General features: G+C 62.3%; 19 protein-coding genes and 1 tRNA gene. 8 read left to right on the forward strand and 12 right to left on the reverse strand.

Annotation, left to right across the window (positions count from 1 at the left end; all coding sequences use genetic code 11):
* Nucleotides 1–29 precede the first annotated feature (29 nt).
* A complete protein-coding gene (locus tag ABZ677_RS21400) occupies nucleotides 30–1,928 on the forward strand; it encodes a glycosyltransferase (protein WP_358372996.1) in 1,899 nt (632 codons plus the stop codon).
* A complete protein-coding gene (locus ABZ677_RS21405; RefSeq protein ID WP_358372999.1) occupies nucleotides 1,925–3,445 on the forward strand; it encodes a glycosyltransferase family 39 protein in 1,521 nt (506 codons plus the stop codon). Before ABZ677_RS21400 ends, ABZ677_RS21405 begins: the two co-directional genes overlap by 4 nt.
* Before the next feature lie 14 nt (nucleotides 3,446–3,459).
* On the opposite strand, the gene ABZ677_RS21410 is transcribed toward ABZ677_RS21405, so the two are convergent.
* From ABZ677_RS21410 to ABZ677_RS21430, 5 genes are all read right to left on the reverse strand, one after another.
* Nucleotides 3,460–4,323 carry a TylF/MycF/NovP-related O-methyltransferase gene (locus tag ABZ677_RS21410; protein ID WP_358373003.1) on the reverse strand — a complete coding sequence of 288 codons (864 nt, stop codon included), beginning with the start codon at nucleotides 4,321–4,323 and terminating at the stop codon, nucleotides 3,460–3,462.
* 51 nt (nucleotides 4,324–4,374) lie between these two features.
* On the reverse strand, nucleotides 4,375–5,289 hold the full coding sequence (locus tag ABZ677_RS21415; protein ID WP_358373005.1) for a glycosyltransferase family 2 protein: 915 nt from the start codon (nucleotides 5,287–5,289) through the stop codon (nucleotides 4,375–4,377).
* Entirely contained in the window at nucleotides 5,270–6,106 is an 837-nt protein-coding gene (locus ABZ677_RS21420) for an ABC transporter ATP-binding protein (protein WP_358373162.1), read from the reverse strand. The genes ABZ677_RS21415 and ABZ677_RS21420 overlap by 20 nt, the downstream gene beginning before the upstream one ends.
* Before the next feature lie 17 nt (nucleotides 6,107–6,123).
* Entirely contained in the window at nucleotides 6,124–6,960 is an 837-nt protein-coding gene (locus ABZ677_RS21425; protein ID WP_358373007.1) for an ABC transporter permease, read from the reverse strand.
* A 93-nt stretch (nucleotides 6,961–7,053) separates the two neighbouring features.
* Complete coding sequence (locus tag ABZ677_RS21430; protein ID WP_037187254.1) at nucleotides 7,054–7,650, reverse strand: bacterial proteasome activator family protein; 597 nt, start codon at nucleotides 7,648–7,650, stop codon at nucleotides 7,054–7,056.
* Between the two features lie 175 nt (nucleotides 7,651–7,825).
* Here ABZ677_RS21430 and ABZ677_RS21435 point away from each other — a divergent pair, with 175 nt between their 5' ends.
* Nucleotides 7,826–9,031 carry a cysteine desulfurase-like protein gene (locus ABZ677_RS21435; protein WP_037187257.1) on the forward strand — a complete coding sequence of 402 codons (1,206 nt, stop codon included), beginning with the start codon at nucleotides 7,826–7,828 and terminating at the stop codon, nucleotides 9,029–9,031.
* A gap of 139 nt (nucleotides 9,032–9,170) precedes the next feature.
* Here ABZ677_RS21435 and ABZ677_RS21440 read toward each other — a convergent pair whose 3' ends face one another.
* Nucleotides 9,171–10,160, reverse strand: a complete 990-nt coding sequence (locus ABZ677_RS21440) for an NAD(P)H-quinone oxidoreductase (RefSeq protein WP_094740667.1) — start codon at nucleotides 10,158–10,160, stop codon at nucleotides 9,171–9,173.
* A 35-nt stretch (nucleotides 10,161–10,195) separates the two neighbouring features.
* Complete coding sequence (mgrA, locus tag ABZ677_RS21445) at nucleotides 10,196–11,230, reverse strand: L-glyceraldehyde 3-phosphate reductase (protein WP_358373011.1); 1,035 nt, start codon at nucleotides 11,228–11,230, stop codon at nucleotides 10,196–10,198.
* 146 nt (nucleotides 11,231–11,376) lie between these two features.
* Between mgrA and ABZ677_RS21450 the strand changes: the two genes are divergently transcribed.
* Nucleotides 11,377–11,820 (forward strand): MarR family transcriptional regulator, encoded by a 444-nt coding sequence (locus ABZ677_RS21450; protein WP_358373014.1) that lies wholly within the window; start codon nucleotides 11,377–11,379, stop codon nucleotides 11,818–11,820.
* A gap of 59 nt (nucleotides 11,821–11,879) precedes the next feature.
* Nucleotides 11,880–11,969: transfer RNA gene (locus ABZ677_RS21455), tRNA-Ser, on the forward strand.
* Nucleotides 11,970–12,004: 35 nt separating this feature from the next.
* Here the strand turns inward: ABZ677_RS21455 and ABZ677_RS21460 are convergent.
* Together ABZ677_RS21460 and ABZ677_RS21465 are read right to left on the reverse strand one after the other, a co-directional pair.
* Nucleotides 12,005–13,147, reverse strand: coding sequence for a tyrosine-type recombinase/integrase (locus ABZ677_RS21460; RefSeq protein ID WP_358373017.1), 1,143 nt, complete (start codon nucleotides 13,145–13,147; stop codon nucleotides 12,005–12,007).
* A complete protein-coding gene (locus ABZ677_RS21465) occupies nucleotides 13,131–13,802 on the reverse strand; it encodes a helix-turn-helix transcriptional regulator (RefSeq protein ID WP_358373020.1) in 672 nt (223 codons plus the stop codon). Before ABZ677_RS21465 ends, ABZ677_RS21460 begins: the two co-directional genes overlap by 17 nt.
* 102 nt (nucleotides 13,803–13,904) lie before the next feature.
* Here ABZ677_RS21465 and ABZ677_RS21470 point away from each other — a divergent pair, with 102 nt between their 5' ends.
* From ABZ677_RS21470 to ABZ677_RS21480, 3 genes are all read left to right on the forward strand, one after another.
* Nucleotides 13,905–14,120 carry a helix-turn-helix domain-containing protein gene (locus tag ABZ677_RS21470; protein ID WP_358373023.1) on the forward strand — a complete coding sequence of 72 codons (216 nt, stop codon included), beginning with the start codon at nucleotides 13,905–13,907 and terminating at the stop codon, nucleotides 14,118–14,120.
* Nucleotides 14,121–14,189: 69 nt separating this feature from the next.
* A complete protein-coding gene (locus ABZ677_RS21475; RefSeq protein WP_358373025.1) occupies nucleotides 14,190–14,729 on the forward strand; it encodes a hypothetical protein in 540 nt (179 codons plus the stop codon).
* Nucleotides 14,729–15,238, forward strand: coding sequence for a bifunctional DNA primase/polymerase (locus ABZ677_RS21480; RefSeq protein ID WP_358373165.1), 510 nt, complete (start codon nucleotides 14,729–14,731; stop codon nucleotides 15,236–15,238). The genes ABZ677_RS21475 and ABZ677_RS21480 overlap by 1 nt, the downstream gene beginning before the upstream one ends.
* Nucleotides 15,239–16,479: 1,241 nt before the next feature.
* Here the strand turns inward: ABZ677_RS21480 and ABZ677_RS21485 are convergent.
* The 3 genes from ABZ677_RS21485 to ABZ677_RS21495 all read right to left on the reverse strand — a co-directional run bounded on the left by ABZ677_RS21485 (nucleotide 16,480) and on the right by ABZ677_RS21495 (nucleotide 18,621).
* On the reverse strand, nucleotides 16,480–17,157 hold the full coding sequence (locus ABZ677_RS21485) for an HNH endonuclease (protein ID WP_358373028.1): 678 nt from the start codon (nucleotides 17,155–17,157) through the stop codon (nucleotides 16,480–16,482).
* A gap of 327 nt (nucleotides 17,158–17,484) precedes the next feature.
* Nucleotides 17,485–18,066, reverse strand: a complete 582-nt coding sequence (locus ABZ677_RS21490) for a hypothetical protein (protein WP_358373031.1) — start codon at nucleotides 18,064–18,066, stop codon at nucleotides 17,485–17,487.
* 12 nt (nucleotides 18,067–18,078) lie between these two features.
* A complete protein-coding gene (locus tag ABZ677_RS21495; protein WP_358373034.1) occupies nucleotides 18,079–18,621 on the reverse strand; it encodes a hypothetical protein in 543 nt (180 codons plus the stop codon).
* Nucleotides 18,622–18,721: the final 100 nt, after the last annotated feature.

The following is an 18,721-nucleotide window of genomic DNA, read 5'->3' on the forward strand; positions in this document are numbered from 1 at the left end:
TACTCGAACCGGATGGGGTACTTCTCGGTATGGACGGCACTGCTCTCGATCGTCTCGGCTCCGCATCGGATGTGTCGGCTGTTGCCGGCGGTGACGGTGAGCCCGAACTGACAGTTCAGAGACTGCTGTTCGACGGTCCGTCGCCCCTGGTCAGTGCCGATATGTACAGCTCGGTCGGCAAGGGCAATGCCGAGCGCACCCGCACGGGCGTTCGTATCGCCAAGCGCAGCGTGCTGCACACCAACAGCTACTTCGGACGGTTCCCGGCCAGCTACTGGCAGCGGTGGACCACCGTCACCGAGGTGGTGTTCCGGGCGACCGTCGCCGGTGCGGGTCGGATCGATCTGGTGGCCACGGACTACAAGGGTCACGAGCGCACGATGGCCAGTACAACGGTCGATTCCGCGAACGCGTCGACCCAATTGGCCGTTCCCGTCGCCACGACGCAGTTCCTCGACGGCGGCGCGCTGTACGTCCGCTTCACCACCACGTCGAGTGAGTTGTCGGTGCAGGACGCGGAATGGACCGTCGCCGCGCCGGAGAAGCTGCGTCCCACCTCGGTGGTGATCTGCACGTTCAACCGCGCCGACGACTGTGCCAACACCGTCGCTGCCATGGCCGACGATCCCATCGCCCTGCTCGGGGTCGACAACGTCTACGTCGTCGATCAGGGCACCGATCAGGTGCAGACGCGCGAGAAGTTCCAGCGCGTCGCGGCCGAGCTCGGTGACAAGCTCGTCTACATCACTCAGCCCAACCTCGGCGGGGCAGGCGGGTTCACCCGTGGCCTCTACGAGGTGCAGGGCAAGGGCGGCGATCCGGCCAACGTGATCTTCATGGACGACGACGTGCTGTGCGAGCCCGAGGCGATCGTGCGCATGAACTCGTTCGCCAACATGACCGTCGAGCCGGCGATCATCGGCGCGCAGATGCTGTACCTGCTGCACCCCGATCGTGTTCATGTCGGTGCCGAGGTGGCCAACCTGCAGAAGCTCGAAGCCGGAGTGCACGTCAAGAACGCGATCTCGGACAAGAGTGCGTTCAAGCGCAAGCGGCAGCAGGACGTCCGCGTCGACGCCGGCTACAACGGGTGGTGGTCGTGCCTCATTCCGTCCGAGATCGTCGGGCAGGTCGGCTACCCGTTGCCACTGTTCTTCCAGTGGGACGATATCGAGTACGGATACCGTTCTCGTGCAAACGGATTCGCTACCGTGACGCTTCCGGGCGCAGCGGTGTGGCATGCCGACTTCGCGTGGAAGGACTGGGACGAGTGGCACCGCTACTTCAACCTGCGCAACGGCATGATCACCGCGGCCCTGCACATCGAACTCGACGGGCGCGCGCTCGCCAAGCAGCTGTTCACCGATCTGCTGCGGTACCTGGTGTCGATGCAGTACGGCATGGCGTACACGCTGATCAAGGCCGTCGAGGACTTCCTGGCCGGCCCCGATCATCTGCTCGACGGCGGAATGGACGCTGCCGGTTCCATCCGGCGTGAACGTGCCGCATACGGAGAAACCAAGCGCCACAACGCGAACGATGTTCCCGGAGTGCGTCCGGCCGACATGTTCATCACTCCGGCGGGACCGACGCCCAACACCAAACTCGAATTCGCGGTACTCGCCAAGCGCGTGATCAATCAGTGGCGCGGCACGGTGAATCCCGGTCCTGTTGCCATCTCCGCGGACGACGCGCACTGGTGGCACGTCTCGCTGTTCTCGCACGCGATCGTCACCGATCGCTCGCAGGAAGGCGTGCGAGTTCGCAAGCGCAACAAGGCACATGCGTCCGAGCTGCTCAAGCGCGGGGTGACCGCACTCAAGCGTTTGCGCACCGAGACGCCGACGGTTGCTGCCTCGTACCGTGCCGCCGTACCGAAGCTGACGAGCCGAGAGAATTGGGCTCGCTTGTACTCGACCGACGTATGACGCTCAGGGGTCAGCGCACCCCTGGAGTGCTCGCGCCCGTCGTGGCGGTCTTTGCATTCGTGATCGGCGTCGCCGCTTCGTGGGTTCCGTCGTACTGGTACGACGAGGCCGCCACGGTGTACTCGAGTCGTCGCTCGTTCGGCGAGCTGCTGGAGCTGCTGCGGAGCACCGATATCGTCCACGGTGCCTATTACGTCGGAATGCATATGTGGGGGCGAGTATTCGGCTTCTCTGAGTTCTCGATGCGTTTTCCGAGTGCTGTGGCTGTCGGGTTGGCTGCGGCGGGAGTGGTGGTGCTTGCAGCGCGGCTGTCCACACTGCGAGTCGCTCTGCTCTCCGGTGTTGCGTTCGCGCTGCTGCCGAGAGTGTTGTGGGCTGCGGTCGAAGCGCGTGGTTACGCGTTGACGGCCACCGCAGCAGTGTGGTTGACAGTAGTATTTCTCGTTGCGCTGCATGCCCGTTCGCGGTGGTGGTGGGTTCTCTACAGCGCGATGCTCGCAGTATCGATTGTGCTGTTCGTGTATCTGGCGACCCTGGTGGCAGCACACCTGCTGATCATGGCGGCACGCCGTCGGTTTCAGGCGTCTTTCCTACAGTGGGCGACCGCTGTCGCCACGGCGCTGGTGGTCACCGCCGTCTTCTTGAAGGTCGTCCTCAGGCAGGCGACCCAGGTTGGATGGATACCGCCTATCGACGGCAACTTTCCCCGGGTGGTGCTGGAGTACCAATGGTTTCTCGGCGCGCCATTGTTCGGATTGCTCGTTGGAGTCATTCTCGTTGCTGCGCTGGTTGTTTCGACCATATTCAAAGCAGACTCGGCGGACTGGCGCAACGGGCCCCTGCCTGTCGCACTCCCATGGATTCTCGTACCGATGGCCATGATGGTGATTTATTCGATCGTTCGATCACCGATCTACCTCGACCGGTACTTCACGTTCACCACGCCTGCCGTGGCCTTGTTGCTCGGGGTCGCCCTCGATCGGTTGAGTCGGCCGCGATGGCTGTCGGTGGTGCTCATCGGAGCCTTGGCATTGGCCGCGTTGCCGGCATATCTGCAGCAGAGATCAGCGTGGGCCAAGCCGCTCCAGATGGATTTCAGTGATGCCAACGAGTTCGCTGCAGCCAATGTCGCTCCGGGAGACTGTGTTCTCTTCGGACGTGCCGCGTGGAACCCGTCCTCGCAGCGGCTGGTCGAGGATGTCGATCCGTCATCGTTCAGCGAAACCCGCAGTATCGGCCTCGCGAAGGGCGCAGCAGAGTCGGGTCAACTGTGGGACGAGGAACGGCCGCTTTCGGAGCTCGAGCCGGAACTCTCTGGGTGCCAGGTAATTTGGTATTTCACAGACCGGGATCGTAGCGAGGCCGAAACCGTGCGGCTGACCTCGAACGACACCTGGGTGTTGCCGCCCTCGGACTTCGAGACTTCATCCGACTACCTGGAACTCCGCAAAGCGGGATTCCACGTGGAAGAACAACACACGGTGCACGTCACCCAGATAGTGCGGCTGGTGCGGTAGGTCTTCGGCGCGAGCTAGTCCGTCAGCGTCTTCGGAGCCGTACGAATCCGCACGACGACCTGCTCGTTGTCGGCGGTGTAACCCAGGTAGTCGAACTCGGTACCGGTGCGTGCGACGAATTCCGTCCACGCCCGGTACTCGTGGTTGCGCCAGCCGGGGAAGTTGAAGTACTCGTCGAACACGATGACGGTGCCCACCGCGAGTCGGTCGGCCACCAGATCCAGCACGGTGACCGTCGATGAGTACAGGTCTGCGTCCAGGTGCAGGAACGCCAACTTCTCGTGGTGACCTTTCAGGAAGCCCGGAAGCGAGTCCTCGAACAGACCGGGGACGATCTGCGCCCCGGGCACCTCGGGGATGGTGTCCTGCTCGAACAGTCCTTTCGGAAAGCCCGTACGCCAGGCCTCGGGAAGGCCGGAGAACACGTCGAATCCGGCGACGACGGTGATGTCCTTGCGCGCGCTCAATTCCTCGGCGATGATCTCGAGCGTCGTGCCGCTGGCGACCCCGAATTCGAGGGCCATGCCGCGAATGGAGACTTCGCCGAGCGCGAATCGCAGCGTGGCGTGCGGCCGCAGGAACGTCGGGGCCTGCGGCATCATCTCTTCGGCGAATTCGGCGCTCTGAGCGGCTGCTTCGACGTCGGACGCGTACGGGATGTCGCGACGCATCCGCATTTCGAGGCCGCGGATGAATGCGTGGAGATCGTCGATCTCACGGCGTTGGCGTTCGAGGACGTCGAGCAATTTCGCCTGCTGATCGTTGGTCTGCTCGGCCAGCTGGGCGGTCTGCTGAGCCAGAACCTCGCCGATCGCTCGTTGAAGCTTCTCCCGTGCCGACGACTTGATGCGATCAGCGAGCTTCCGAGGTTCCGTCATGGGCACACGGTAGCGGTATCACGTGGGTGCGCGCACCCCTTGGAGGCAGCGTCAGGGTCGGCGGAAGTGTTCCCGACGCCCCAGCCCGCGCAACCGGAACCACTCGGCCAGACCCTTCGGGTTGCGGGTGGTGATCAGGAAGAACCAGGTGAAGCGAATCCACTCCTGCGGCAGCAGCTTTCGCATGCCGGGCTGCGACATCAGGTAGCCGCGATTGCGGTACGTGAAGTAGCGCTTGGTCGCGTCGTCCGGGTACTGCGTGTGCATCCGGCCACCGAGGATCGGCTTGAACTCCTCGGCCCCGTTGGGGTGGACGTAGGCCGCGGTGAGGCAGGTGCCGAACTTCAGGCCCGAGCGCTGCAATCGACGGTGTACTTCCACCTCGTCGCCGCGCACGAACAGCCGTAGATCCGGCACGCCCACCGCGTCGATCGTCGACGCCTTGAACAGTGCTCCGTTGAACAGCGACGCAATGCCTTCGAGGAGGTCGTCATCGGGATTCTCGGGGTCGATCAATTCCGACCGCAGCCGACGCCACTCGACGCCGCGACGTAGCGGAAAGGCCAACCGGTCCGGGTCGGCGATGTCACAGACGACGGGGGAGACCTCGTCCAATCCGTGGGTGAGGGCGCAGTCGTAGAGAGTCTCGAGTACCTTCGGGCCCTCGGGGCGGCCGTCGTCGTCGGCGAGGAACACCCAATCCGCACCGAGCGAGAGCGCATACAGAATTCCGAGGGCAAACCCGCCTGCGCCGCCCAGATTGTGCTGCGAGCCGAGATACGTCGTCGGCAGGTCGATCGATTCCACCAGTTCGCGTACGGCCGTCTCGTCGGCATTGTCGACGACGACCAGATGATCGAGCGGACGCGTCTGTGCGCCGATGACGTCGAGCGAGAGAGCCAACAACTCACGCCGCTTGTGCGTGACGATGACCCCGATGATCCGGTCAGGCACCGGTTTGCCCATCCGGTCGTTCCGCAGGCGTCACTCCCGCTGCGTCTTCCCGCTCGATCTCTTTCAGGATCTGCGCGACGTGGTCTCCCGCGTCGTTGCCCTCGTATGCACGCACCACGTCCTCGATCCCGCCCTGCTGCCGCACCTGACCGTGATCGATCCACATCGCGGTGTCGCACAGCTGAGCCAGGAATTCGTTGGAGTGGCTGGCGAACACAAGGATTCCCGATCGTTTCACCAACTCCTGCAGACGAAGCCGAGCCTTCTTCATGAATTCCGCGTCGACGGCTCCGATGCCCTCGTCGAGCAGCAGGATCTCTGGGTCGATGCTGGTGACCACGCCCATCGCGACGCGCACGCGCATGCCCGTCGAGTAGGTACGCAGCGGCATGTCGAGGTAGTCGCCGAGTTCGGTGAATTCGGCGATCTCGTCCATCTTCGCGAGCATCTGCTTGCGGGTCTGCCCGAGGAACAGGCCGCGGATGATGATGTTCTCGTAGCCGGAGATCTCCGGGTCCATACCGACGCCCAGATCGAACACCGGCGCGACGCGGCCGCGGATGGTGGCGCTGCCCCGCGTCGGCTCGTAGATGCCCGAGAGCAGACGCAGCAGCGTCGACTTGCCCGCACCGTTGTGTCCCACCAGTCCGACGCGATCGCCGTCCTTGAGGTTCATCGTGATGTTCTTGAGAGCTTCGACGACGACGACGTCGGAGGAGTTGCGGTCGATGGCACCGCCGGCCTTGCCGAGGAACGCCTTCTTCAGTGACCGCGTCTTGGCGTCGAAGATCGGGAAGTCGACGCACGCGTCGTGGGTGCTGATGCTGATGGACAACTCGAATACCCCTAAACCCAGTAGGGCACGCGGGCCCGGTACTTCTTGAGTGCGACGATGGCCAGCGCCCATCCGACGACGGTGAAGCCGAGCACGATGTACCAGTGGTACGCCTGCTGATCCTCGCCGATCAATGGGGCCCGGATGATGTCGAGGTAATGGAAGAGCGGGTTGATCTCGACGAGCTTGGCGCGGTTCGCGGCCTCGCCGCCCATCGACTCGAGTCCCGAGGTGGTCCACACGATCGGCGTCATGAAGAACATCAGCGTGACGAAGCTGTTCAGGATCGGTGCGATGTCGCGGTAGCGGGTGGCGACGATGCCGAACAGGATCGATACCCACACCGCGTTCAGCAGGATCAGAACCAGCGCGGGGATCGCGAAGATCACGGTCCAGTGCAGCCCGCCCTCAGGCCAGAAGATCGCGATGATGATCACGTAGATCAGCATGTTGTGGCCGAGAAGCAGCAGCTGGCGCCACACCAGCCGATAGACGTGCACGCTCAGCGCGCTCGGCAGCTGTTTGATCAGACCCTCGTTGGCGACGAAGACGTCGCCGCCTTCGAGAATCGCGGCACTGATGAGGTTCCAGATGATCAGACCGACGGTGACGTGCGGCAGGAACGAGCGCAGGTCGATGTCCAGGAGTACCGAATACAGCAGCCCCATGGCGATTGCCTGCACACCGGTGGCGATGGTGATCCAGAACGGACCGATCACCGACCGGCGATACCGCTGCTTGATGTCCTGCCAGCCGAGATGCAGCCATAGTTCGCGCTGGCTGAAACCGGTTCTCAGGTCGCCGAAAGCGCGCCGATAAGTCTGTGAGTCCGAAACCGGAGCAGGCATGTGATCTCCTGCCTCGCTCTCGGGATCCTTCGCTGGTGCCGACACGACGGTCGACACTACCTCTCTTCGGAGACTGCGCTCATTCCGAGCTTGCTACAGATACTGGCCGGTACCGCCGCCGCCGTGGCCCCCGCCACCCTGGCCGCCACCCGGAGCGCCCATCACACCGGGAGGCAACGCGCCCTGCCGCATCTGTTCGAGTTGAGCCCGCGCGGCCATCTGCTGAGCGAACAGGGCCGTCTGGATGCCGTGAAAGAGGCCTTCGAGCCAGCCGACGAGCTGAGCCTGCGCGATGCGCAGTTCCGCGTCGGTGGGGACCACGTCGTCGCCGAAGGGCAGTACCAGGCGCTCGAGTTCGTCGCGCAGTTCCGGTGCGAGGCCCTGTTCGAGTTCGTGGATGGACGACTTGTGGATTTCCTTGAGCCGCGTCCGGCTCGCGTCGTCGAGCGGTGCGGCGCGCACCTCCTCGAGAAGTTGCTTGATCATCGTGCCGATGCGCATCACCTTCGCGGGCTGCTCGACCATCTCCGACAGGCCCGAGCCATCGTCCGATCCGTCGTTCGCGGAGGATCCGGCGGCGCGAGCCGCAGCGGCCGTCGCTTCCTCGCGGCTCAGGGCGAGTGGTTCTCCATTGGGGCCGATCACAACGACATGGTCCTCGGATGCGCTGTTCGGCTCGGATTGAGTCATATATCCATCTTTACGCGTCGCTCGCCGTTGCGCGATCGTCCGGGGCGATTATCCTGGTTCGGTCGTCGGGAACAGTGGAGGCCGGGAGGATCGAGCGTGCGAGGTGGGCAACCGTTCCCTGGGGAAACAGGACGTGGAACACATGCTTCACCGGTCGGCGCTTAGAGTGTCCGGCATGGGTTACGACGTCGCACGAGTGAGAGGTTCCATCCCCTCGCTCGGTGACGGGTGGATTCATCTCGACCCTCAGCTGGGCATGCTGATCCCGGACCGCGTGTCGACCGCTGTGTCCACCGCATTTCGGCACAGTGCCTCCAATCATTCGGCCGGCAACACCTCGGCCAAGCGCAGTGCAGCTCTGCTGGAATCTGCTCGCGTCGCGATCGCCGACCTGGTCGGTGCCTACCCGTCCGGCGTGGTCATCGGTCCGGACCGCGCGACGTTGCTGTCCTGGCTCGCGGATTCGATGAGCTCGCGGCTGGGGTTGGGAACCGGTCTGGTGCTCTCGCGTCTGGACGAGGAAGCGAACGTTGCACCGTGGCTGCGGGTCGCCAGCCGCTCGGGCGCGCACGTGCGATGGGCCGAGGTCGAGATCGATACCTGCGAGTTGCCCACGTGGCAGTTCGACGACCTGATCACCTCCACCACTCGGCTCGTTGCGGTCACCGCGGCGTCGCCGATCGTCGGTAGTGCGCCCGATGTTCGGGTCGCGGCGGATCTGGTGCACGAGGTCGGTGGCCTGATCGTGGTCGACGCGGCCGGAGCTGCCCCGTACGCCCACGTCGACATCAAGGAACTCGGGGCCGACATCGTCGCGATCGACACGGCCGCGTGGGGTGGGCCGTCGGTCGGTGCGCTGATCTTCCGCGACCCGACGCTCCTGGAACAGCTGCCGTCGATGTCGTTGAACCCGTCGGCCAAGGGACCCGAGAGGCTCGAGGTCAGCGCCCATCAGTACGCATTGTTGGCGGGCGTGGTCTCGTCCATCGACTACCTGGCAAATCTGGACGACGCAGCCACCGGGACGCGTCGCGAGCGCCTCGAACTGTCGATCGGATCGTTGCAGCACTACCACGACGGTCTTTTCGATTACCTGATGAAGGCGCTCGATTCTCTGGACCACGTCATGGTGCTGGGCAACGCACCGACGCGCATCCCCACCCTGAGCTTCACCGTCGAGGGCATGCCAGCGGTGAAGGTGTCCGAGCAACTCGCGCAGGCCAGAATCGGCAGTGTCAGCGGAGTCCACGGTGGCAGTCGGCTGCTCGACGCCTTGGGCGTCAACGACGAGGGTGGTGCCGTCACCATCGGTCTGGCTCCGTACACCACCCGCTACGAAATCGATCAGCTCGTCAAAGCGCTCACTGCGCTCGCCCTCTAGAGCGGCTTCGCCGCACGTGCGCGAGGAGCCTCCGGGTCGTTCCGCAGGCTCCACTCCGGAGCCTCCGGGTCGTTCCGCAGGCTCCACTCCGGCCTCGTAGCCCACTACGAGGTTCCGCGCACGACCGCCGACCTGGGCGCTACTGGATTCGCAGGATCACTTTCCCGATGGTCTCGGCCTCGTCGAGCATTCGATGTCCCTGCGCTGCTTCGGTTATCGGGATCTCGGCGTGCACGACGGCGGTGACGCGACCCTCGGAGATCATCGGCCAGAGATGCGCGGTCATGTCTGCGACGATGTTCGCTTTGCTCGACGGCCCGGTTTCGGGTCGGCCGCGCAACCCGGCTGCGTGCACCGAGCCTCGCTTGGCGAGGAGTTTGCCGAAGTTCAGCTCACCCTTCACGCCGCCTTGCATACCGATGGTGACGACGGTGCCGTCCATCGCCAATGCGTCGAGGTTGCGGTCGAGGTACTTCGCTCCCATGTTGTCCAGGATCAGGTCGGCACCGTGATCCTGTGTCTGTGAACGGATCTCGGTGACGAAGTCCTGGTTCTTGTAGTCGATGAGGATGTCTGCTCCGAGATCGGCGCACATGTCCAGTTTGTACTTCGATCCGGCGGTGACGGCGACGGTCACGCCCATCTGCTTGGCCAGTTGGATTGCGTGAGTGCCGATTCCGCTGCCGCCGCCGTGAACGAGCAGAACCTGCCCCGAACGCATGTGTGCATCCATCACCAGGTTGGACCACACTGTGGAGGCGACCTCCGGAAGTGCCGCTGCCACATGTAGATCGAGGCCCCGAGGAATGGGAAACAGCTGAGTGGCGGGTACGGCGACCTGCTCGGCGTAGCCACCGCCGGCCAACAGAGCGCAGACCCTGTCGCCGACGTTCCAGCCGCTGACGCCCTCGCCGAGTTCGGAGATGATGCCCGAGCACTCGAGGCCGAGGATGTCGCTGGCCCCTGGAGGCGGTGGGTAATTGCCCTGACGCTGCATCAGATCGGCGCGGTTGACGGCGGTGGCCGAAACATCGACGATCACCTGCCCGCGGCTCGGACGTGGGTCGGGAACCTCGGTCCATTCCATGACGTCGGGATCGCCAAATTCTCTGAGTGTGATGGCACGCATGTCTCCATACTGCGCCTCCACTGCCGCAGGCGCTCCTACAGGTCCCAGAGGTTGATTCCGAAGTCCTCGGCATGCGTGTCGATCTCGGCGAGTTCGGCGTCGGTGAAGTCCAGGTTCTTCAATGCCGCCACGTTGTTCTCCAGCTGTTCGACGCTCGATGCGCCGATCAGTACCGAGGTCACGCGCGGGTCGCGCAGGGCCCAGCTCAGGGCGAGTTGCGCGAGGGATTGGCCGCGAGTGGCGGCGATGTCGTTCAACGCCCGGAGATGCCCGATGTGGTCATCGGTGAGCCAGTCCGGATTCAGCGATTTACCCTGCGCTGCTCTCGAATTCGACGGGACACCGTCGAGGTACTTGTCGGTGAGCATGCCCTGGGCCAGAGGTGAGAACGCGATGACGCCCGCGCCGATCGCGTCGAGAGTGCCGAGCAGTTCGGGTTCGATCCAGCGATTGACCATCGAATAGCTCGGCTGATGGATCAACAGGGGAACACCCGCGTCGGCGAGCAGCTCCGCCATCTTCTGCGTGCCCTCGGGCTTGTACGAGCTGATGCCCGCGTACAGGGCCTTGCCCTGCTGCACAGCGCTGATCAGTGCGCCCGCAGTCTCTTCGATCGGGGTGTCGTGGTCGGGGCGGTGGCTGTAGAAGATGTCGACGTGGTCGAGTCGCATCCGCGTCAACGATTGTTCGAGCGAGGAGAGTAGGTATTTGCGAGAGCCACCGAAGCCGTACGGGCCGGGCCACATGTCCCAGCCGGCCTTGCTGGAGATGATCAGCTCATCGCGATATCCGGCGAAATCCTCCGCGAAGATGCGACCGAAGTTCTTCTCCGCGCTGCCGTACGGCGGGCCGTAATTGTTGGCCAGATCGAAGTGCGTGATACCCAGATCGAATGCGCGACGCAGGATTGCGCGCTGGTTCATCAGCGGTACGTCGTCACCGAAGTTGTGCCACAGTCCCAGCGACACCGCCGGAAGTCGGGGGCCACGTGAGCCCACTCGGCGGAAGAGCATGGACTCGTAGCGGTCGGCGGCGGCAACGTACGGCGGGTCGATGTTGGGATCGGTCATTCTTCGACCTTAGGGCGCTGTACCGAACAGGGCCTCGAACCGCGTCAACCTACTCGTGGGTAGATTTCCTGCCTAAGATGACACGCGTGACGGCCGAATTAGCCATTGGTCCCGGGGGGGACCCGCAGTGGCTCGACACTGCGGAAATGAAAGCATGGCGCGCCTATATGGACGGCGGGCAACGATTGATGGGGGTATTGAACAAGGATCTGCAGGATCGCCACGATCTGTCGATGGCCGAATACCGCATCCTGGTGATGTTGTCGGAATCGGTCGACGGCTCCATCAGAATGAGTGAGCTGGCGGACGGTGTCCTGTCCTCCAGAAGTCGCCTGACGCATCAGATCAGGCGAATGGAACTCCAGGACATGGTGTCTCGCAGTACCTGCGTCAACGACGGCAGAGGCGTGCTCGCGGTGATCACCGACGAGGGCCGTCGGCGATTGGCGGAGGCGGCACCCACCCACGTCCGCGGCGTCCGTCAGCACCTCGTCGACATCCTCTCGCCCCACGAACTTGAGGTGTTGGGCGACATCTTCGAGAAGGTCGACGCCGCGATGGACGCGTCCGGCTCGGCACCGCGACGATGAGGGCTGGACGATGAGGGGCGATTGGGCCTCGGGCCGCCCGGCCGTTTAAGATCGCACACGGAAGCGTGGCAGAGCGGCCCAATGCACTCGCCTTGAAAGCGAGAGACGTGTAAAAGCGTCCGGGGGTTCAAATCCCTCCGCTTCCGCCAAGGAACGAAGCCCTGATCTCACCCAACGGTGCAGGTCAGGGCTTTTTCTCTACTCCTATTTCGGTGTCGGTTGGTTGATCTGCCCACGATCTGCCCACAACCTGCGCCGACATGGCACGATCAAGAGCTACCGCCACGGCGTCCAGATCGTCGTCGAAGAGGTCAGCATAGACATCGAGGGTCATCGCTGCGGACGCGTGTCCGAGCATCCGCTGAAGCGCCTTCACGTTGACACCCGCACTGATCGACAGGCTCGCCGCCGTATGTCGAAGATCGTGAGGCGTAAGCCGGGGCACTCCCGACGTCGCCACCGCTCGTGTAAACCAACCCGTGGACGACACCGACCGTCGAAGGTAGTCACCGTTGCGTCCTGAGAACACGAGGTCATCTCGATCTTTGCCAATACATAGTCGCGCAAGCTCCTCGACGAGAAAGGCCGGCACCGGGACTGCTCTCGACTTGTGTGATTTCGGAGTGCCGACGTGAATCTGGTTGTCGACCTGCACCGCGTTATCAACGATGTTCAGACGCTTGCGGAGGAGATCGAGGTGACGGACACGAAGTCCGATTGCCTCACCCCATCGAACGCCGCAGTAAGCCAGAACGAACACGAGCACTCGGTGCTGACCGGATGCGTCAGCAAGCTCGTGGACCTCGGTATGGGACAAGTAGACATGTGACTTCCGTTGTTTCCGCGGAAGGTTCTCCACACCGCGTGCCGGGTTTTTCGCAAGACGTTTAGCCTTAACGGCTGAGTCGAGCACTCCAGCCAATACGCCGTAAGCCCGGATTACTACGGTGGCACCCTTACCTGAGCGTCCTAGATCGGCGATCCACCGCTCGACAGAATCGAGCGTGATGTCCGCAAGCCGCGTGGTGCCCCATCGTGGGCAGACATGAACGCGCCACGCAGTCTCGATTGACTTGTAAGCGGACGGTTTGAGGTCAGTTTCTTTCCGGGACAGCCATTGCGGGCCGAACTCACTGACGGTGATCCTGCCCAGTCCCGGCGGAACGTACTCGCCGCGCATCATCTCAACCTCCACCGTCGAGGCAAATGCTTGCGCGTCCCGCTTGGTCTTGAATCCGCGCTTGTCAGTCTGTCTACGATCCGGGGTGCGGTACCGAACTCGGTAACGTTTCCCGCCGGCGGTGGAGTAACTATCGACTGTCGCCACGTCGGTCAATCTCCTGCCGCAGTTGGTCTTTCAGCTCACGGGTGATGCGGCCACGCTTCTGCGGATTCGCGTGCGCACCGGCCCGTGAGTCTCGCTCAGAGGCGAACGACCGGCCCCAAAGCTTTGCCGACAAGACTGCGAGACGGATTGGGCTGATAGTTAGCCCGTCGCTGATACGTGATTCGGTCTGTCCGAACGTCGCGTAAATCTGTTCGACGAGCGGTCGGTCGACGCCTTCCAGGTCTCCGAACGCCTCAAGATCGTAAGGGACGCCAGAGCTGCCGAGTTGAAGCCGTAGCGGCCCAATGAGCTTATTCGTTGGGAGTTCGGCTGGCTCACCGAGGAACCAGGACTGAAGTTTGGTGGGCGCGACCTCAAGCGATGGGTTGACCTCGATTGGTAGGTCGGAGGAAAGCAGATCTCCCACGGTCACGGACTCATGCAATAGGTCGTTCAGCGCGACCGTGAGCGCAATAACGGTAGGCAGAGTAGCTGCGACTCGACCGCCCTCCATGTCCGCGACTCTGCTTGGCGACCATCGAAGACCTCTTCTACGTGCGACAACTGATACCGCTTCCAGTGTCCACCCTGACTCGGTTCTCAGCCGCTTCAGATTGCTTCCAACGACGTCTGTCAGCGATTGGGGGTCGTTCATTCACCACATGCTACTTGAAACCCAGATGGTTGACACTGGGGTTGGTTTGAGCTCATACTCGCTCAGGCAACGTAGAAGTCAGACGATTGAGGAGGAACTGGGATGACGTCAAGTTCGAGTCACGCGACGGTAGAGGAAATGGCACAAATCCTGCAGGTGACTCCGTCCAAGCTGGCGCAGCTGCGTTACAAGGGCGGCGGGCCGCCATTCCTAAGGCTCGGTAGGCAAATCCGCTACCCGCTGGACAAGTTCGACGCGTGGGAGAAGGACAACATTCTTATCCGTACCGACACGCGATTCATTCCAACCGAGCGTTGAGTTCGACCCCGTATGGCAACCAATGCCTGTGGTCCCCGCACAAACACATTTCAGACGAAGGACGAACCGATGATAAGTGAAGATGAAACACGAAACGACCGGACCAGCTGGTTGGACGGGAAGGCCGCAGCGAACTGGCCAACGACATTGCTAGACGACTTCTTCGACGAATCCGAGTGCGACGAGGTCAATTCGCTGGCTCTCCTCCGGAATGTTCTGAGTCGGACTGACGAGGCTGACGCCCTGACTAGCAACGCGGAATTGATGGAGGCTTTCGGCACCGTCTATGGGGACGGCCTCGTCGCCCATATCGATGCTGTAAACATCGGCGAGTTCGCGGAGGCGGCGCGTGCCGAAGTGAAGAATTGGCTTGTTGCCCTGGCGGCCAAGGCCATCGACCGCCTTTTGCTCGCCGCCGTGCGCTCGTGCCATGAGTTCACCGCATCGCAGATTTATCGTGCGCTCCCTCCCGAGCTGCATTTTCGAGGTCAGATCGGAAGCGCGATCTCGGCCGCGGACCGCGCTGGGTTCATCGAGGTGAATGGACTCGCAAGAGCTGGCTTCCCCGCAGAATCCGGTCGTCCGGCCATCCTCTGGGCCTCCAAGTGATGATCGACATGTACGCGTGGGCGCACCGGTACGTCAATGACGGCTTTGAAGTCGTCTGTCTGATGCCGGGGTCCATACATCCGTTGTCGCGCAGTGGAGTCGATTCCGCCACCCGGAACCATGACATCGTCCACGACCTCTGGACGAGAACCCCAACCGCCAATATCGGCCTGCGTGTCCCCAAGGGTCATGTTCTTTTGAAGGTCGATCCGAGCCGGGGCGGGTCGATGTGGGATCTGAAAGAACTCGGCGCGACGATGACCTCAAAGACAGCGATGAACACCTGGGAAGTTCTGTACAGAGCACCCGGCTTGCAACTCATGCCCGCAAATTGCGGGAGCGCGATCCAATCTCGGGGGCGCAACGGCCTCCTCGTGGTCGAACCCAGCTCACTTCAGGCCGGCGGCAGGTATCGGTGGTTCGACATGAGAAGGCCCGTCCAGCCGTCAGCGAGTTCCTTCGCCCGGCTGGGCCTCGTCACCAGCCCTGGTCGCCGTAATACCAGGTGACCGCCTCTCACGCTGCTCAGGGTTCGGTGGTTGCAGCGAATGTGAAAAGTCATGGATCGAGACACCGGAGCTCAGGGCTTCGTTGTGAAGATTTTGGGCTCGCCGCCTGGGCGCGGCCAAATTTTTGAGGTCGCAGCGCAGGGCATCGTTGAACCGCTAATCGCCCGCTCTGTGTTGTCGGCGTCGCTCGCATGGGGAGAACTGCTCCATCGAGGGCAGAGGCCTTTGCTCCGCCAAGCCGCACAAGAACCAGTGGAATCGATGGTGCACAACGGACCGCGACGCGACGTGGGATGCACCGGTTGATTAGGCGGAGCAGTTGATGCTTCGCATTTTCACGCGAGAGGGATCCCGGTCTGCCACGGAAGCGGCAACAGCGAGGCTGCCCCACGAACATTCAAGCCGAATAGCGAAAAGCCAACGGCAAGCGATTTGCATCCCGGGCTGCGATGCAAATCAAAGCTCACAGCCAGTGTCTCACTAGCAATCATCTGCGTCTGAACCCACCGCCGAAACGAGGTGGAGCTTGGTTCGACGGTGCAACCGACACAAATGCCGAATATCGTTGTTCTAGTGCAGTTCTGGTACACGAGGCAGCTACCAGCGAGCGCCGTCACGGAGTATCGTCGACCGGGTAAAGAAAGACCCCGGGTGCACCTCCCGATGTCAAGCCGGGAGCCCAGGGTCTTTCTACCGAACGCAGACCACACGTTACCAGTGGTATCGGCTTCACGAGCCGAGTCGTCCCCGGTTAGAGCGGGATCGCTCTCTGCATGGTGCGAACGCCATGTCCAAGCCGTCGAGCGTGATGAGTCAAAGGCAGACCTGGCATCACCTCCGAAGCTGAATAAGCTTGCATCGCCGGCATTTTCCGGTCCTGGGGCATACGACTAATATCCGTAGCCCAACAGCCTCATCCTCATACTGCTAATGGGAATGACAGAGCTGTCTCCTGTAACAACAGGGACAGCTCTAAGCCTCGCCTAGCACTGGGAGTGGAGAGAAAGCATTCTGCCCAACGTCTACGCGATTCGGATGTGTGTACCACCCGTTCTCTTCTGGAACGAAGCGAGAACGTTCAGCTCAGCGACGAACGCCAACGCGATGTCCGGGACCCAGGGGAAGACGACGTCGCCAGATTGACCCATAGGGGGTCAAGGCCGTGCGGCATAATCGACCGCGGTGGTGGTCGTTCTTCGGTCGACTAGATCCACGAATTAGAGTCGCGGACTCAACCACCTTCACTTCTTAGACGGTGGTCGAGTAGCCAGAACCGCCTGAAGCTCGCTCGGTGTCCTCCAGTTGGCCCCACGATGAAGCATCACATGGCAGTTCGCGCAGACAATGGCAAGGCCGTCCAGTGTGGTCGTCACTTCGCCTGATGAGTGCAGCGGGACAACGTGATGGACCTGGACGTAACCAGACCCGAGAGCGCCATATGACTGCTCGAAGTCAAATGTGCACACCTCGCAAGCGAGCCCGCCATGAAGTACTTGCGACTGGCGTATCTTCTGCTGGCGCAGTTTCGGATCACGCTCCCTTATCCGAGTGAGACGTTCCGCCACTCGGCCTTCGATCGCCGCAGGCTCGTCCTCGGCCTGGAACGTCAAGTCTTGGTCTTCACCCCGTGCCAAGGTCCCGGCTTTGCGGAGTTCGACTGATGCGCGGTGGTGGAAGATGGGATGTGCAAGGTACGCGGTAACTACGTCCTGGGTTGTGCGCCCGCCCTTCGTCCTGGCTCTTGAGTAGGCCGGGTGGGCGGTCATGACGTCGGTGGTCTTCCTGGACACGCCATTGACGTTCCGAAACTCTGGATCGTCCAGCAACACGGCACCTGAGACCTGAGTGCGGAGGAACTGCGATAGCTCGATGACCTGCGGGCTTGTCGGTCGCAACTCCTTCCATTCGTTCTGCGCCACCAGATCGCAGGCTAGGAGTATCTCGTCCCACTGCCAGTTCGCCGTGCCGCCAATGTAATCCCGCTGTGGGCCACGACGGCCGAGACCCTCGCTGGGGTGCGACCGAGTTCGCGAATCGTTCGGCCGGGGTTACCGGCGTGGCACCGGACGTCGCCCCAGCGAACACAACTACCGACAAGGCGACGGCCGCGTGGGACACCCCGACTGGAGCACGTACGGCGCGTGTTCGGTGACGAGGCCACCCTCCTGCAAGGGCGATGCACGCCACAGGACTGGTCGCGGTGGGGTTGGTTCTTGGCCGCGCATCGTAAACCCAAAATTTGAGGCTCAGCTTGCTGATGGTGTGGCGTCTTCGACCTGGTTTTGCATCGACTTGAGCAGGTTGCCCCGTGCCTCGTACACCGCTCGCATCTCGGACTGAAGCGTCGCGTCGTCGACGACGGGTTCTACACCGTCGTCGTAGAACTGGTGAACGGCTATCTGCGCGTTTATGAACGCATCCTCGAGAACGGTCAAGAACACCTGCAGAAAATCTGCTTGGGAACCAAAATCGAGCAAGCGTAATCGCATCGAGTGGATATCAAGGTCCTCAGTCATAGCGGCGAACTCGGCGTCAGTAAACGAGCCCGCCCGTGCCTCCTCGTCGAGGCCGAACTCAGGCATAGTGAGCTGCCGACGGCCAACGTGATAGGCGTCCTGGTAGCGAGCAAACGCCGGTCGCACGGCAGTCATTACGTCGATAAATAGATCGGCTCGTTCTTGCCGCCGTGTCGCGAGTCGATCACGCTCTGCCTTGTTCGTGTCCAACTGTGCCTGGTGTCGAAGGTTCAACCAAACGCCAAAGAGCGTCAACGCGGCGGCGAGGAGGGCTATGCAGGCCGCGATGATCGTCGCGACGGGTTGAGTCATGGCTCGATATTCTCACGCACTCGGCTCGTGTTCGCGTTCGCGTTCGACGGACGGTATCTCGGATCGCAAGCCATCCGCGACTTGGTCGCGTGCATTGTTCATCCTTGTGACAGCATCGGCAGTGCCTTCAACGCCCTTCTCACTCGGCAAGGTTCGGAACTCGTCATGAACAACTTTCGTGAACGCGGCTACGTCGGCGCTGCGCTCTGGGAAGCCAAGTAGTTGAAGCTTGAATGACGTGGTCAAGGCCTTCCGCACCGCTTCGATCAGCAGCTTGGTCGGCACGGTGTCGTCGTATTCCTTCATCGGCCAGTTCCCGCGTTTTCCGAAGTTCGCCGAGTACACGAAAATGGTTTGCACCTGGTCGATGTCGGCCAAGACCTCAACGAACAATTCGATCCGCTCGAGTCTCCTGCGCTCTGCGGTTTCGCGTTTCGCCCGGTCGCGCTCCATACGGTTCTGGTTCCAGTTGTTGACGATCACACCGATGAAAGCCAGAAGGGCGGCGCTTAGTGCAATACAGGACGCGATGATTGTGGCCGCGGGCTGAGTCATGGCCGAATCGTTCCACAAAGCGCGGGAGCCCAACCTCCGGTGGGGCGGGTGCTTCTCGTGTTCCGCGCTAGTCGTTCCGGGGCGGACGTCCGCCGCCGAC

It is taken from the genome of Rhodococcus sp. NPDC006774, assembly GCF_040636045.1.
Classification (GTDB): domain Bacteria; phylum Actinomycetota; class Actinomycetes; order Mycobacteriales; family Mycobacteriaceae; genus Rhodococcoides.

What these genes read in the sequence shown, in the direction of transcription:
- ABZ677_RS21450 (WP_358373014.1), top strand. Translation starts at nt 11,377, where the DNA reads ATGAAAGCATGGCGCGCCTATATGGACGGCGGGCAACGATTGATGGGG.
- ABZ677_RS21440 (WP_094740667.1), bottom strand. Translation starts at nt 10,160, where the DNA reads ATGCGTGCCATCACACTCAGAGAATTTGGCGATCCCGACGTCATGGAA.
- ABZ677_RS21495 (WP_358373034.1), bottom strand. Translation starts at nt 18,621, where the DNA reads ATGACTCAGCCCGCGGCCACAATCATCGCGTCCTGTATTGCACTAAGC.
- ABZ677_RS21490 (WP_358373031.1), bottom strand. Translation starts at nt 18,066, where the DNA reads ATGACTCAACCCGTCGCGACGATCATCGCGGCCTGCATAGCCCTCCTC.
- ABZ677_RS21415 (WP_358373005.1), bottom strand. Translation starts at nt 5,289, where the DNA reads ATGGGCAAACCGGTGCCTGACCGGATCATCGGGGTCATCGTCACGCAC.
- ABZ677_RS21480 (WP_358373165.1), top strand. Translation starts at nt 14,729, where the DNA reads ATGATCGACATGTACGCGTGGGCGCACCGGTACGTCAATGACGGCTTT.
- ABZ677_RS21400 (WP_358372996.1), top strand. Translation starts at nt 30, where the DNA reads ATGGACGGCACTGCTCTCGATCGTCTCGGCTCCGCATCGGATGTGTCG.
- ABZ677_RS21435 (WP_037187257.1), top strand. Translation starts at nt 7,826, where the DNA reads ATGGGTTACGACGTCGCACGAGTGAGAGGTTCCATCCCCTCGCTCGGT.
- ABZ677_RS21425 (WP_358373007.1), bottom strand. Translation starts at nt 6,960, where the DNA reads ATGCCTGCTCCGGTTTCGGACTCACAGACTTATCGGCGCGCTTTCGGC.
- ABZ677_RS21430 (WP_037187254.1), bottom strand. Translation starts at nt 7,650, where the DNA reads ATGACTCAATCCGAGCCGAACAGCGCATCCGAGGACCATGTCGTTGTG.
- ABZ677_RS21465 (WP_358373020.1), bottom strand. Translation starts at nt 13,802, where the DNA reads ATGAACGACCCCCAATCGCTGACAGACGTCGTTGGAAGCAATCTGAAG.
- ABZ677_RS21475 (WP_358373025.1), top strand. Translation starts at nt 14,190, where the DNA reads ATGATAAGTGAAGATGAAACACGAAACGACCGGACCAGCTGGTTGGAC.
- ABZ677_RS21405 (WP_358372999.1), top strand. Translation starts at nt 1,925, where the DNA reads ATGACGCTCAGGGGTCAGCGCACCCCTGGAGTGCTCGCGCCCGTCGTG.
- mgrA (WP_358373011.1), bottom strand. Translation starts at nt 11,230, where the DNA reads ATGACCGATCCCAACATCGACCCGCCGTACGTTGCCGCCGCCGACCGC.
- ABZ677_RS21410 (WP_358373003.1), bottom strand. Translation starts at nt 4,323, where the DNA reads ATGACGGAACCTCGGAAGCTCGCTGATCGCATCAAGTCGTCGGCACGG.
- ABZ677_RS21470 (WP_358373023.1), top strand. Translation starts at nt 13,905, where the DNA reads ATGACGTCAAGTTCGAGTCACGCGACGGTAGAGGAAATGGCACAAATC.